The sequence below is a fragment of the Streptomyces jeddahensis genome (assembly GCF_001642995.1).
Lineage (GTDB): Bacteria > Actinomycetota > Actinomycetes > Streptomycetales > Streptomycetaceae > Streptomyces > Streptomyces jeddahensis.
On record NZ_LOHS01000075.1, the window covers coordinates 79,001 to 92,978 of the forward strand.

The following is a 13,978-nucleotide window of genomic DNA, read 5'->3' on the forward strand; positions in this document are numbered from 1 at the left end:
TTTCCGGTAACGTGGCGGCAACTTAGGGGTGGCTCCGCGCGCTTGTCAATGGTGCTCACAAGCAGGGATGTTGAGCAGATCGTGCCCCAATTGAAACGTGTCACGGCCGGGTCGGATTCCGGGCAGTGCTGTTACTGTCTTCCGGAAATTTTTGATCAGTGGCCGTAACGACCGGACGACTGCCTGCCGTCCCCGATCGCCTGCGAGGTGCCGTGCCCGCCTTCGACCTCCCGCCGGACGAGCTGGAGCGACACCGTCCCGCACTCGACGAGCCCGCCGACTTCGACGCCTTCTGGCAGGACACCCTGAAGCAGGCGGAACAAGACGAGCCGCTTGTCTCGGTGCAACCCGTGGACAACGGCCTTCGGCTGGTCGACAGCTGGGACGTGACGTTCCGCGGATTCGCCGGTGAACCGGTGCGCGCCTGGTACAGCCGCCCCGCCGGGGTGTCGGGTGTCCTGCCCGCCGTCGTCGAGTACGCGGGCTACGGGCGCGGCCGCGGCCTCGCGCACGAACGGCTCACCTGGGCCGCCGCCGGATACGCGCACCTGCTCATGGACAACAGGGGACAGGGCGACCAGTACGGCTGCGGCGGAGCCACCCCGGACCCGCACGCCTCCGCGCCCGGCGGCCCGGGACCGGCCGCGCGCGGCCTGCTCTCACCGCACGACTACCACTACCGGCGGCTCATCACGGACGCGGTGCGCGCGGTCGCGGCCGTGCGCACGCTGCCGGGCGTGGACGGCGCGCGCGTGGCCGCCGTCGGCAACAGCCAGGGCGGCGGCCTCGCCCTGGCCGTCGCCGGACTCGTACCGGACCTGGCGGCGGTGGCGGTGAGCGCCCCGTTCCTGTGCGGCATCCACCGCGCGCTGAACCTCACGGACGCCCCTCCCTACGGCGAGATCACCGCCTATCTCTCGGTACACCGCGAGGCTGTCGACGCTGCCATGCGCACCCTCTCCTACATGGAGGGCGCCTCCTTCGCCCGCCGCGCCCAGGCTCCCGCCCATTTCGGCGTCGGCCTGCGCGACACGGTCTGCCCGCCCAGCGGCGCGTACTCCGCCTTCAACCGCTACGGCGAACTGACCGGCAGCGCCCCGCCCCGCGTGATACACACGTATCCCTTCAACGGTCACGAGCACGGCGACGCCGTGCACGTACGCAAGCAACTGTCGTGGGTGCGCGAGGTGCTGGGCGACTGAGACGACGTCTGCGAGCGCGGCGGTCAGCAGGGCAACCGCCCTCAAGCGCCACTACGCCAAGTCCGCCCCCAACGCAACACCCCTGTCCTCACACCGCCTTGCCGGGCTACTCTCAGAATCCCCACAACGTCCTTCCGCACCGGCCTCGTTGGGACAGCATGACCGCCACTCCGCTCGTTCAGCCGCCGACGCCGCCCAGGCCGCCCCTGTTGCTCGAGCGCGAGCTGGAGCTTGCCGCGGCCGCCCGAGCCGTCGACACCCTCCTCTGCCCCGCTCGCCCGGAAGGCGGCGTGCTCGTCTATACGGGAGAGGCGGGCGTCGGCAAGACGGCGTTGCTCGGCGCGGTGCGCACCACGGCCGAGAATCGCTGCACGGTGTGGTCGGCCCGCGGCAGCCAGGCGACGACGTCGTTGCCCTTCCACCTCGTACGGCAACTGCTGCATCCCGTACTCGACGGGCTCAGCGCGAAAGAGGCGCGCGAACTCCTCGCCGAGGATTACGAGATCGCGGGCCCCGCCGTCGGCCTGGCCCCCGCGAGTGGTCCGCCGACCTGTCCGCAGGGCGTATGCGAAGGACTCGGCCGGCTGGTCGGCCGTCTCGCGTGCAGCCACGGCCCTCTGGTCCTCATCGTCGACGACGCCCACTGGGCCGACACCGAATCGCTGTGCTGGCTGTCGTCGTTCAGCGCGGGCGTGTCCGGGCTGCCGCTGCTGATCGTCGTCGCCCACCGCCCACCGGAGCTCTACGGCAGCGAGCTCGGGCATCTCACCGCCGTGGGAGAGGCCGCACGGATGCGCGTCACCCTGCAGGCCTTCACTCCGGAGGCCACCGCGGAACTGGTGCGCGACGCGCTCGGCACAGGCGCCGACGCATCCTTCTGCCGCGAGGTATGGGCGGTCACCGGTGGCAACCCGTACGAGACCGTCGAACTGCTGGAGAAGGTCCGCTCCCGTGACATCAAGCCCGTGGCGGAATCAGCGGATCTGCTGCGCGGGATCGGCGCCACGGCGCGCGGACGCGGGCTCATCGACAGACTCGAGCAGCTCGGCGCCGACGCCACCAGGTTCGCGTGGGCCGCAGCCGTACTCGGCACGGACATCTCGCTGGAACTGGTCCAGAGCCTGGCCGGGCTGGGAGCGGCGCAGGCCGCCGACTGCCTGGCCAGGCTGCGCGACGCTCGCATACTGACGGCCAGCGATCCGCTGGAGTTCGTGCATTCCCAGATCGCCACCGCCGTGTACCGCGCGATCCCGCCGGCCACCCGCACCGCCATGCACGGCAGCGCCGCCTGGCTCACCACCCAGGCGGGCCTCGGCCCGGCAGCAGCGTCCCGCCACCTCCTGGAGGTCCAGCCCGACGACGACCCCGAGGTCGTACAGCAGTTGCGCGCAGCTGCCGCCGAACACCTCGCGGTCGGCGCCCCGGACGCCGCCCGGCGCTGCCTGGAGCGGGCCCTGCGCGAGCCCCCGCACGGGCGCCTGCGCGCCCAGGTCCACTACGAACTGGGCTGCGCCACCCTCCACACCTCGCTGCCGACCACGGTGCGCCACCTGCGCGCCGCACTCGATCTGCCAGGGCTCGACGACGACCTGCGTGTCGACGCCACCTGCCGTCTCGCCCAGACCCTCGCCCACAACAACGAGATGCGCGAGGCCGCCGCCTCCGTCAAGGCGGCGCTCGCCCACACTCCGCCCGGACTCGGCCGGTTACGCCTGCAGGCGGCGCATTTCATGTACGAGGCGTGCCGCGGGGAAGAGGACGACGGCCAGGGCCGCGCACGGCGGCTGGCCGCGCTCGCCGACCACCTGCCGGGCAGCACCAACGCCGAACGCGCCCTGCTCACCGTCCGCGCCTTCGACGCGATGCTGCGCGGCGAGGACGCCGGCCATGTCGCATCCCTCTGCGACCGCGCCCTCGACGGCGGCCGCCCGCCCCGCGGCCTCGGCTGGACGGACACCGAGTGGGGCTGCGAATACCCCGTGCTGATCGGCATCAACTGCACCTACACCGACCAGCTGGACCGGGCCGAGGACCTCTTCACCGAGGCCCTGCTCTCGTACGAGATATCCGGCTGGAAAGGCGTTCACCTGGCCCTGGTGTACACGCTCATGGGCGGCGTGCACCGGCGCCGCGGCAGGCTGGCCGAAGCAGAAACCTTCCTGCGCGAGGGGTTGCGCCACGCCGACCGCGTCGGGGCCGGATTGCCGGTCCACTGGGACGCGGCATGCAGGCTCATCGACACCCTGCTGGCCCGAGGCCGCACCGAAGAGGCCCAGCGGATCGCCGACGAGTACGACTTCGCACCCCCGTACCCCGACCTGGTCGTGTGTCCCGACGTCCGCACCGTCCGCGCCCGGCTGCTGCTCGCCCAGGGGCGCCCGAAGGACGCGGTCGTGGAGCTCGAGGCGGCCGGAGCCGCACTCGAGGCACGCGGCCGCCACAACACCGTGTGCGCCCCATGGGCCCTCGAACTGGCCCGGGCCCTCGCCCGCGACGACCCCGGCCGCGCCGCGTCGCTCGCCGCCCGGGCCCGGCAGCACGCAGAACGCTTCGGCACCGACACCGCCGTGGGCGAATCCCTGCGCTGCGCCGCCGCCGTGGCGGACCCGGACGCCGCCGCACCGCTCCTCGCCCAGGCCGTCGCCCGCCTCGCCGCGTCACCGTCGACGTACGAACACGCCCTCGCGCGCGTTGAGTACGGCCTGCTGACCGGCAACCCCGCTGAACTGCGCCGCGGCTTCGAGCTCGCCGAGAGGTGCGGCGCCGACACCCTCGCCGCCCGGGCCTGGCAGGCGCTGGCCTCGGGACAGCCACGCACTTGAAGAAACGTTCACCCCGCACGATCACGGCAAGGCCCGCACACAGCCTGCCGATCGAGAGGAGGGGCCCGGTACGGCCACGGCGGCGCCGTGCCGTACCGACCCCGAGTGCCGTGCGTTGCTTCAGACGGCGGCCCAGCCGTCGTCGACGGGGAGGATGGCGCCGTTGACGAAGGCGGCGGCGTCGGAGGCGAGGAAGACGATGGCGTCGGCCTGCTCCTCGGCGGTGCCCATCCGGCCGATGTTGGCGCCGATGAACTGGCCGATCAGCGCGGGGCCGTGGGCCTCCGCGCTGGCGTCGACCTGGATGCTGGTCATCGTGGGGCCCGGGGCGATGGCGTTGGCGCGGATGCCCTGCTTGCGGTACATGACGGCGAGGTTCTTGACCAGGCCGACGATGCCGTGCTTGGAGGCGGTGTAGGCCGCGCCGGCGGCGCTGCCGCGCAGGCCGGCCTCGGACGCGGTGAAGACGATCGACCCGCTGCCCGCGGACAGCATGTGCGGCAGCACGGCGCGGGTCAGCAGGAACGGAGCGGTCAGGTTGATCCGTATGACGCGCTCCCACTCGCTGTCGTCGGTCTCGCCCAGAGCCGACATGCGGTCCATGATGCCGGCGTTGTTCACCAGCACGTCGATGCCGCCGAACGCCTCCACGGCCGTGGCGACGACATGGTCGACCACCTGCTGGTCACTGAGATCACCGACGACCGCGCGGGCGTCGCCTCCCGCGTCCTCGACCGCCTTGACGGTCTCCTCGGCGCCGTCCCGGTTCAGGTCCGCGGCGAGGACCTTCGCGCCCTCGGCGGCGAGCTTCAGGGCCGCGGCCCGGCCGATCCCCGAACCCGCTCCGGTGACGATGACGCCGCGCCCCTGAAGGCCGGTGCTGCTCATGCGGTGCTCCTTGTTGTCGTGCGGTGTCTTGCCCGTGTTGCTCTGTGCGCGCCCGGGCGCTCCCTGTGCTGGGCCGGAGAGGGCGCCATGCAGGTGTCGCCTGCGGGCGGGACGGCGAGGCTCACAGCTTGATTGCTTCACTCACGTAAGCACGGCCGTATTACTTGAGTCAAGCAAGTAATGTAGGATGGGGGTATGCCCACAGCGCCGCGACCAACCACTCCCGTCTCGACGGATGTGGCCGAGATCGAGCGAGCCCTCAGCCGCATCGTGTATCTGACCAGCCGAGTCCGGCAGCACGACCGCCTCATGGCCCGGGCTGGAGTGCCGCTCGACCGTGCCGCAGTGGCGCTCCTGCGGCAGATCTACGATGCCGAGCCCCTCCGCCCCAGCGAGCTGGCCGCGCGGCTGGCCGTGGAGGCGTCCCATGTCACCCGGCAGGTGCAGCAGTTGCAGAAGGCCGGTTACCTGACCCGCGTCCCGGACCCCGACGACCGCCGCGCTCAGCTCATCCAGCTCACTTCCCTCGGCCGCGATGCGGTCGAGCGCATCCGCGATGCCGGTCGCCGGAGTATGGAGGCGGCGCTGGCCGCGTGGTCGCCCGAGGAGCTGAGGCAGCTCGCCACCCTGTTCCACCGGATGGTCGACGACTTCCTCGCCTACAAGGACGGCGAGGAGACTCCGGAAAGCGCAGAGGCGTCAGCCGCCGGCTGAGCGCAGGGTCCGCGTCGCGGAGTTGGTACGGTCGCCGTCCCGGCATCCCGTGGAAGGAAAGACGATCAGGTGACGGCCCGTATCGAGCTGGACGCAGCACGACACCGGTCCGTGGCTCGCCCGCCCCGCGTGGCGCGTACCACCCTGTGCAGTCGGTGCCGGCCGAGTTGGCCTCCGCATCGTGGGCGTCGTGGCGCTCGGCGATCGCCATGACGCCGTCCACGGGCCCCACGCCCAGCATGGCCGACAACTCCGGTCCGGGGAGCAGCCAGGTCAACCACCCGGCGACGGCAAGGCTGACCACCGCTCCGAGCGCGGCCGCGCCCCGCGCCAACTGCCGTGCGCTCGCTGCATGTCCCCCCGCTCCAGGTGCTGACACGGATGCCGACGCTTTCAGAGACGCGTGCCTGAAAGCGTCGGCAGAACCACGTATTCCGATACGTACGTCGGGAGCTACGGCAGTTCGGCCACCCGGTCCGTGCCGGGAGGTGCGACCGGGCTGTTGGCTGTGAGGTAGTCGGTCAGGGCCGCGATGTCGTCCCCGCCACCGACCAGGTCGGTGCCCTGGGCGAAGGTGGTGAACCCGTCGCCGCCTGCGGCGAGGAAGGTGTTGGCGGTGACCCGGTAGGTGGCGTCCGGCTTCAGCGTCTCGCCGTTGAGCTTGACGGACTCCGGGTCGATGCGGTCGCCGACCGGGGCGCTGCGCGAGAAGGAGTACGTCAGGCCCTTGGAGACGCCCAGCATGAGGGTGGGCGCGCGCGTGCCGGTGTCGTTGAACTGCTCTTCGAGGATCTGCTCGATCTGAGCTCCCGTCAGGTCTATGGACACCAGTGATCCGGCGAAGGGCTGTACGGCGAACGCCTCCGCGTAGGTGATCTCGCCCGGCTCCTCACCGCCCGAGGACGACGCGTACGTCAGGTCCGCGCGCACCCCGCCCGGGTTCATCAGTGCGATCTGGGCACCGCCGTGGTCGGCCGACGAGGTCGCGGCCAGCTGGGCGTCGGCGACCAGGTTCGCCAGGCCGGACTCGGCGTCGCGGGTCTCCGACCGCGTGATGTCGCCGGTGACGCGGCCGACGACCCGGTTGGCGAGGGGTGCCGACAGCTCCTTCCACTTGGCGATGACCGCGGTCTGGTCGGCGTCCTTGGGGCCGGTGCGCGTGACGAGGTGGTTCATCGCGGCGACCTGGTCGCGTACGACGTCTCCGGTGCGCCGGTCGACGGGCAGCCGCGTCTCGGTGACCACGCGGCCGAACGACGACGCCGACGTGACGGAGCGCGGGTTGCCTTCCGGGTCGAGGATCGAGCAGATGTACGGCTGGTGGGTGTGGCCCGTCACGACGGCGTCGATGGAGGGGGCGAGCTTCTTCGCGATCTCGACGATCGGCCCGGAGATCCCGTCGCACTGACCGTACGAGCCGGCCTGCACACCGCCCTCGTGCAGCAGGACGACGATCGCCTCGACGCCTTGCTTCTGCAGCCGGCGAGCGGACGCGTTGGCGGTCTCGACTTCGTCCAGGAAACGCACGGACGTGATGCCGGACTGGCCGGTGACCTCGGGGGTGCCCTCGAGGGTCATGCCGATGAAGCCGATCTTCACGCCGTCCACCTTCTTGACCCAGGTGGGCGCCAGGAGGGGCTTGCCGGTGGAGTGGTCGACGACGTTGGCGGCGAGCCAGGGGAACTCCGAGCCGTCGTACGGCTGTTCCTTGATGTAGCAGCCGTCGTCGGGGTGGCAGCCGCCGTTCTGGATGCGCAGCAGTTCGTCGGTGCCCTCGTCGAACTCGTGGTTGCCGACGCTGGTGACGTCCAGGTGCAGCTTCTCCATTGACTCCACGGTCGGTTCGTCGTGGAAGAGGCCCGACAGGAAGGGGCTGGCGCCGATGATGTCGCCCGCGGCGACGGTCAGCGAGCCCTCGGTGCCCTCGCGGAGCTGCTTGAGCCGTGTCGCGAGGTACTCGGCTCCGCCCACCTGCGTCGACTTCGCGTCGAGCTTGGTGCCGAGGGTGGCGTCACGGCCGGACGGCGGCTCCAGGTTGCCGTGGAAGTCGTTGAAGGACAGCAACTGGATGGTCGCCGTGGACGGCCGTGCCTGGGCCGTGGGGAAGTCGTGCGTGTACGAGGTCCACAGCTTGACGTCCCGGGCGTTCGTCTTGCCGTTGCCGTCGAGGTCGCCCGCCCGGCCCGCGTGCGGGATGGCGGCGACGTCCTTGGCGTTGACGGTGCCGTCCCTGTTCACGTCCGGTGTCCGGGTCGCGAGCAGGTCCGGGCGGACGGACAGCAGATGGAACGTGGTGACGCTGCCGTTGAAGCCGAAGTTGTCGTCGGCGACGAGCACGAGCGAGCGGGAGCCGTCGGGCAGTTTCGGGCCCCAGGTGATGCCTTCGACGTTGTCGGCGTCGGTGCCCGAGGTGGTGAAGTCGTAGAGGAGCTTCTTCGGCATGGGCTTCTCGTCGCCGGACAGGGCGTCCCTGCCGCTCACGTCGGTGGCGCCGATGGTGCTCGTCCAGTACAGGCGGATGGAGAAGCCGACGCCGGAGGCGAAGGAGCGCTCGACGGTGATGTAGTCGGTCTCGTTGATCGCGAGGATCTCGGAGACCCCGCGGTCCGCCGAGTACACGCCGACGGGGGAGGGCAGCGGGGCGGTCGGCGCGTCGGAGATCGGGTCGACCTCGTAGACGTGCTCGGCCTCCGGCTTACCGGTCGCGGCGTCCATGACCAGCAGCCGGGACGGGCTCTTCGCCGTCAGGCTCGCGGCCGGGCCGTCCTGGACGAGCGCGTTCTCGGTGAGGGTGACGGCCTTGGTGCCGTCGGGGGAGTAGGTGAGGCCTTCGAGGGCCTGGTTGTTGCGGACGCCTGCGGTCAGCGTGCCCGAGTCGGACCTGACCGGGGCGTACGCCTTCGGGAGCGGCAGATCGCGTACGTACGCGCCGGAGGCGGACGTCTCGCGGACGAACGCGGGCTGGCCGGAGGAGGAGGCACCTTCGCTGGTCCACAGCATGCTCTTGTGGTCCGGCGCCCACCTGATCGCTTCGGGGTCGACGGCCTTGGTGGCGAAGGGCTCGCCGGTGGTGTCCTCGAGGACGGTCAGGTCGTCCAGCTCCGGCTTGCCGTCGGCGAAGCCGCTGTCGTCCAGTGGCAGGCGGAGCGTGTAGAAGCGGGCCTTGCCGTTCTCCGAGCGGTCGTCGCTCAGAGCCGCGTACTCACCGGATTCCGGGTCGTAGTCGATGCCGGACAGGCCGCCGAAAGGCATGCCGAACTCGGTGGTTCCGGCAGGGACTTTGACTGTGTCGAGCAGCCGGACGTCCGGCCGCTCCGCCGCTTCCGTCTCCGTGGCGAAACCGTTCGCGAGGGTCAGGCCGCCCAGCAGGGCTGTGGCGGCGAGCGCGGCGAGCAGGGCCCGTTTGCGGCGTGCCCGGTGTCTGTGTCGCATGCGGTGCTCCAGGTCGTGAGGGTCTCTCGGGATGAGAAGACGAGGGCATGACGAGATGGGGGTGACGGATGAGGGGTGATGAGGGCGTGCGGCATCGTCACCGCACGGTGCTCATGTCGATACGGCGTCAGGGAAATTCGGTTGGATGGGGGAGCGCCCGGAAACCGGGTGTCAGACCGAGGCGGCCACCTCCACGCCCGCCTGCCTCCTGCGGCGCCACGCGTACACCGCCAGCGCGACCAGCGTCATCGCGTACGGAATCGTCGAGACCAGCTGCGGCGGTACGTCGAGCGTGCCGAGCTGTACGGCCAGCGCCTCCGCCGCGCCGAAGCCGAGTGCGGCGAGGAACACGCCCCACGGCCGCAGTCCGCCGAGGAAGACGGCGGCGAGTGCGATGAAGCCGCGGCCCGCCGTCATGTCCCGTACGAAGAAGGACACATAGCCCATGCTGAGGAAGACTCCGGCGAGACCGGCGAGGGCGCCGCTGAGGGCGAGGCCCGTGTACTGCACGCGCCGGACGGGGATGCCCACCGACGCCGCGGCGTCCGGCATCTCGCCGACCGCGCGCAGATGGAAGCCGAAGCGCGCCCGGTAGAACAGCCAGGCGATGACGGGCGCCGTCAGGAACGCCAGCCAGGTGACCATGTTCTGGCCGCTGATCACATCGCCAAGGAGGGGGATGCTGTCGATGCCCGGAAGGGGTACTGCGGGCAGGCTTCCGCTCTTCAGGCCGGAGGTGCCGCCCTTGTCGTCGAGGAGCGTGAACACCGCGTAGGCGGTGCCGCCCGAGGCCAGCAGGTTGAGGCCGATTCCGGCGATGATCACGTCGGCGCCCAGCTCCAGCCGCAGCGCCGCGAGGAGCAGCCCGAGCAGCGTCGCGACACCGACTCCGCACAGCGCGCCGAGAGCGACCGACCCGCTGTACCCGGCGACCAGCGCGCCGGTGCAGGCGGCGCTCAGCATCTGGCCCTCCAGGGCGATGTTGCTGACCCCGGCCCGCTCCGCGACCAGTCCGCCGAAGGCGGCGAGGAGATACGGGGTGGAGACCCGCAGCACGGCGGCCAGGAACGCGCTGCTGAGGACGACGTCGAGGACCGCGCTCATCGGCCCGCCACCTCCCTGCGGGCGAGCCGCCGCTTGAGCAGGTCGGGCAGGGCCTGGGCGGTGACGAGCAGCACGATGACGGCCTGGATGACCACCACGATCTCGGTGCCGACGTCCGTCTGCTGTTCCATGATGTCTCCCCCGGCACGCAGGTAGGAGTAGAAGAGGCCGGCGACCACGACCACCAGCGGGTTGTTGCGGGCCAGCAGGGCCACCACGATCCCCTCGAAGGCGAGGCTTCCGGCGAGGCCCGGTTCCAGACGGCCGTACACGCCCTGTACGAGATGGGCTCCGGCGAGACCGGCGACGGCGCCGCCGATGACGAAGCTCCACTCGATGACGCGCGGCACGCGGATGCCGCCGTACTCGGCGAACTCGGGGTTCGAACCGGTCATCCGGATGCGGTAGCCGAGCGGGGTGCGGGTGATGAGCAGCCACAGGGCGACAGCCGTGAACACCATGAGCAGCAGGCCCACGTTGGCCCGGCCCAGGGGTATCCCGAACCAGTCGCTCAGCGGGGTGAGCGCCGAGTCCTGCTGGATGGACTTCGAGTGCACGGCGCTGCTGCCGGGTTCCTTCAACGGGCCGTTGACCAAGTAGTCGTAGACCCGTACGACGATGGCGTTGAGCATCAGCGTGGCGACGATCTCGTTGGCGCCGAGCCGGGCCTTCATCGCGCCCGGGACCAGGCCCATCCCGGCACCGGCTGCGGCGGCCGCGACGAGCGGGACGATCACGGCGACGACCGGCGGCAGCGGCAGGAAGACCGCGACGGCGGCCGCCGCGAGCGCACCTGCGTAGAGCTGGCTTTCGGCGCCCAGGCTGATCTGCCGGGCCCGGAACGGGATGGCCACCGACAGGCCCAGCAGGGTCAGCGTGGTGGCGTCCTCCAGCCAGCGTCCGACGCGGAAGGAGCGTTCCAGTGGCCCGGTGAGCATCGCTTCGTACGCCCCTACCGGGTCGTTGCCGGTCAGCAGCATGACGAGGAAGCCGATGGCCAGCGCGGCCAGGATGGTGGCCAGGGTCATGCTGAGGTCGACGGTCAGGCCGCGCCGCCGGGTCGCCTTGTACTGGCGGCGGTCCTCGGTCTCGACGAGGGTGCCGGTCATACCGCGTCCACCTCCTCGAGGCCGGTGGTGATGTGGTCGTGGTCGTGGCGCTCCACGCCGAGCATGTAGAGGCCCACCCGCTTCTCGGTGAGGCCGCTCGTGTCGTCGAACCGGGCCACCAGCCGGCCGTCCTTGATGACCAGCAACCGGTCGGCGAGAGCGAGCAGTTCGGTCAGGTCCGCGGAGATCAGCAGGACGCCGGCGCCCGCGTCGCGGGCGGCGCCCAGCCGCTCGTACATGAACCGCATCGCGCCGATGTCCACGCCGCGTGTCACCTGTGAGGCGATCAACAGCCGTGGCGCTGCGGAGAGTTCACGGGCGACGATCACCTTCTGCATGTTGCCGCCCGACAGGGCCCGCACCGGGACGGACGCGTCGGGGGTGCGGATCGCGTAGTCCTCGATCAGCTGCTCGGCGTGGGCCCGTACGGCGCGCGGTCGCAGCAGCCCGCGTCGGGCGAGGGGCGCGCGGTCGTGCCGGTCGACGACGAGGTTGTCGGCGATGGACTCGTCCAGTGCGGCGCCGTTGCGCAGCCGGTCCTCCGGTACGTAGCCGATGCCGGCCCTGCGGTGACCGGCCACGTCGAGCCCGGCGGTGCCGGTCCCGCCGACGCGTATCGCGCCGGAGGTGGGGCGCCGCAGCCCTGCCAGGATCTCGGCCAGTTCCGTCTGCCCGTTGCCCTCGATACCGGCGAGTCCCACGATCTCCCCGGCGGCGACGTCGAAGCCGATGCCGTCCAGGGACTGCCCGGTGGGCGCTGCGTACTGCACGTCGCGGACCTGCAGGGCGACGCCCGTCCGGCGTGCCGGAGCCCGGTCCACGTCGAGGGAGAGATCGCGGCCGACCATCATGGCGGCCAGCGACCGCTCCGTGGCGTCGGACGTGTCGACGGTTCCCACGAGGGAACCGGCGCGCATCACGCTGACCCGGTCGCTGATCTCCCGTACCTCGCGCAGCTTGTGCGAGATGAACAGGACCGTCATCCCGCCGTCGCGCAGCCGCCGGACGGCCGCGAAGAGGTCCTCGGTCTCCTGCGGGGTGAGGACGGCGGTGGGTTCGTCCAGGATCAGCACGCGCGCACCCCGATGGAGCACCTTGAGGATCTCGGTGCGCTGCCGCATCCCGACCGACACCTCGTCCACGCGGGCATTCGGGTCGACGGCGAGCCCGGATTCCTCCGCGAGGCGGGCCGTGGTCTCGGCCGCCGCCTTCAGGTCGACGCGGCCGCGGCGGCCGGGCTCGACGCCGAGCACGACGTTCTGCGCGACGGTGAAAGAGGGCACCAGCATCAGGTTCTGGTGCACCATCCCCACGCCGAGACCGATGGCCGAGGCCGGGCCGCCGAGCACGCGCGGCCGCCCCCCGACCAGGACCTCTCCCGAACTGGGCTGCTCCAGGCCGTAGAACATCTTCATCAGCGTCGACTTGCCGGCGCCGTTCTCGCCCACGATCGCGCGGATCTCACCGACCGGGACATCGAGGTCCACACCGCGGACGGCGCGGACTCCGTTGCCGTACGTCTTGGTCACCGCGCGGGCGCCGATGGCCGGCCCGGACCGCTCCCATGCCTTGTGCATCGTCGTACGCCTAGAAGGCGGAGGGCACCGTGACGGAGCCGGACTTGACCTCGTCGGCGGCCTTCTCGAGCGCGGTACGGATCTTCTCCGGCACCAGCTCCTCGAAGTGGTCGTCGGCCACGTAGCCGACGGCGTCGTCCTTGAGGCCGACACTGTCCACGGCGCCGTACTTCAGCGCGTCCGACTGGTCTTCCTGCGCCGCCTTGTACAGCGCGTTGCCGACGTTCTTGAGGATCGAGGTGACGACCGTGTTCTTCTGCGCGTCGTCAGCGAGGGTCTGGTACTGGTCGGAGTCGACGCCGAACGTGTACCGCTTCTCGGCGACCGCCGACTCGAAGGTGCCGAGCCCGGACAGGCCCGCGACCGGCCACACCAGCGCGGCGCCCTGGCCGTACATCGCGGTGCTGATCTCCTTGCCCTTGGCCGGGTCGCCGAACGGCTTGTCACCGCCGACGTACTGCACGAGGACATCCGACTTCTTGCCGCCCGCGTCCTTGAATCCCGCCTTGAAGCCGACGATGAAGTCGTCGATGACCGGTATCTTGACGCCACCTATCACACCTACCTTCGACAGGTTTTCGGTGCCCTTCAGGGACTTGGCCGCCACCAGCTCCTCGGCGAGGAATCCGGCGAGATAACCGGCCTCGTTCTGCTTGAACGTGACGGAGTACACGTTCTCGCATTTGTTGGAGCAGGTGCCGTTCTTGCCGGTGTAGTCGACGGGGGCGTCGAAGACCCAGAACTTCTTGTCCGGGTATTCCGGTGCGAGTTTCCCGATGTAGTCGGTGACGTCGAAGGTGCCGGCGGCGAGGATGTCGTAGTCGTCGGCCGCGGCGGCATCCTCGAAACCGGGCTCCCACTTGGTGCGGTCGGAGCCGAGTTCCACCACCTTGAGCTCGTAGCCGAGGTCCTTCTGCGCCTTCTTGAGACCCGCGTAGGCGGAATCGAAGAACGACTTGTCGCCCAGCCCGCCGTTGATCACCAATTTGATGCGCGGCTTGCCCGAGGACTGAGCGCCGGACTTCTCGCCGTCCCCGCCCGAACTCCCGCACGCCGCCAGCGCGACCATACTCGCGATCACCAGGGCGGTGCCCTTCACGGATCTCATCATCGACCTCCCATTCGCTTGA

General features: G+C 70.7%; 9 protein-coding genes. 3 read left to right on the forward strand and 6 right to left on the reverse strand.

The window, feature by feature from the left end; all coding sequences use genetic code 11:
* Window positions 1-212 precede the first annotated feature (212 nt).
* Together STSP_RS14650 and STSP_RS14655 are read left to right on the forward strand one after the other, a co-directional pair.
* Window positions 213-1,202 carry an acetylxylan esterase gene (locus STSP_RS14650; RefSeq protein ID WP_067277195.1) on the forward strand — a complete coding sequence of 330 codons (990 nt, stop codon included), beginning with the start codon at window positions 213-215 and terminating at the stop codon, window positions 1,200-1,202.
* A 158-nt stretch (window positions 1,203-1,360) separates the two neighbouring features.
* Window positions 1,361-4,024, forward strand: a complete 2,664-nt coding sequence (locus STSP_RS14655; protein ID WP_067277198.1) for an ATP-binding protein — start codon at window positions 1,361-1,363, stop codon at window positions 4,022-4,024.
* Between the two features lie 120 nt (window positions 4,025-4,144).
* Here the strand turns inward: STSP_RS14655 and STSP_RS14660 are convergent, their stop codons facing one another.
* Complete coding sequence (locus STSP_RS14660; RefSeq protein WP_067277200.1) at window positions 4,145-4,912, reverse strand: SDR family NAD(P)-dependent oxidoreductase; 768 nt, start codon at window positions 4,910-4,912, stop codon at window positions 4,145-4,147.
* Between the two features lie 195 nt (window positions 4,913-5,107).
* Between STSP_RS14660 and STSP_RS14665 the strand changes: the two genes are divergently transcribed.
* Window positions 5,108-5,626 (forward strand): MarR family winged helix-turn-helix transcriptional regulator, encoded by a 519-nt coding sequence (locus STSP_RS14665; RefSeq protein ID WP_067277203.1) that lies wholly within the window; start codon window positions 5,108-5,110, stop codon window positions 5,624-5,626.
* Between the two features lie 453 nt (window positions 5,627-6,079).
* Here the strand turns inward: STSP_RS14665 and STSP_RS37060 are convergent, their stop codons facing one another.
* The 5 genes from STSP_RS37060 to STSP_RS14690 form a co-directional block, all read right to left on the reverse strand.
* Window positions 6,080-9,058: an esterase-like activity of phytase family protein gene (locus STSP_RS37060; protein ID WP_078067173.1), complete on the reverse strand. Its 2,979-nt coding sequence runs from the start codon at window positions 9,056-9,058 to the stop codon at window positions 6,080-6,082.
* 171 nt (window positions 9,059-9,229) lie between these two features.
* Window positions 9,230-10,162 (reverse strand): ABC transporter permease, encoded by a 933-nt coding sequence (locus STSP_RS14675; RefSeq protein WP_067277206.1) that lies wholly within the window; start codon window positions 10,160-10,162, stop codon window positions 9,230-9,232.
* Window positions 10,159-11,271, reverse strand: a complete 1,113-nt coding sequence (locus STSP_RS14680) for an ABC transporter permease (RefSeq protein ID WP_067277208.1) — start codon at window positions 11,269-11,271, stop codon at window positions 10,159-10,161. Before STSP_RS14680 ends, STSP_RS14675 begins: the two co-directional genes overlap by 4 nt.
* On the reverse strand, window positions 11,268-12,848 hold the full coding sequence (locus tag STSP_RS14685) for an ABC transporter ATP-binding protein (protein ID WP_067277211.1): 1,581 nt from the start codon (window positions 12,846-12,848) through the stop codon (window positions 11,268-11,270). The genes STSP_RS14680 and STSP_RS14685 overlap by 4 nt, the downstream gene beginning before the upstream one ends.
* A 10-nt stretch (window positions 12,849-12,858) precedes the next feature.
* Window positions 12,859-13,956 carry a BMP family lipoprotein gene (locus tag STSP_RS14690; RefSeq protein ID WP_067277417.1) on the reverse strand — a complete coding sequence of 366 codons (1,098 nt, stop codon included), beginning with the start codon at window positions 13,954-13,956 and terminating at the stop codon, window positions 12,859-12,861.
* Window positions 13,957-13,978 lie beyond the last annotated feature (22 nt).

Coding starts and splice junctions, on each gene's coding strand:
- STSP_RS14665 (WP_067277203.1), top strand. CDS start 5,108: ATGCCCACAGCGCCGCGACCAACCACTCCCGTCTCGACGGATGTGGCC.
- STSP_RS14660 (WP_067277200.1), bottom strand. CDS start 4,912: ATGAGCAGCACCGGCCTTCAGGGGCGCGGCGTCATCGTCACCGGAGCG.
- STSP_RS37060 (WP_078067173.1), bottom strand. CDS start 9,058: ATGCGACACAGACACCGGGCACGCCGCAAACGGGCCCTGCTCGCCGCG.
- STSP_RS14685 (WP_067277211.1), bottom strand. CDS start 12,848: ATGCACAAGGCATGGGAGCGGTCCGGGCCGGCCATCGGCGCCCGCGCG.
- STSP_RS14680 (WP_067277208.1), bottom strand. CDS start 11,271: ATGACCGGCACCCTCGTCGAGACCGAGGACCGCCGCCAGTACAAGGCG.
- STSP_RS14690 (WP_067277417.1), bottom strand. CDS start 13,956: ATGAGATCCGTGAAGGGCACCGCCCTGGTGATCGCGAGTATGGTCGCG.
- STSP_RS14655 (WP_067277198.1), top strand. CDS start 1,361: ATGACCGCCACTCCGCTCGTTCAGCCGCCGACGCCGCCCAGGCCGCCC.
- STSP_RS14675 (WP_067277206.1), bottom strand. CDS start 10,162: ATGAGCGCGGTCCTCGACGTCGTCCTCAGCAGCGCGTTCCTGGCCGCC.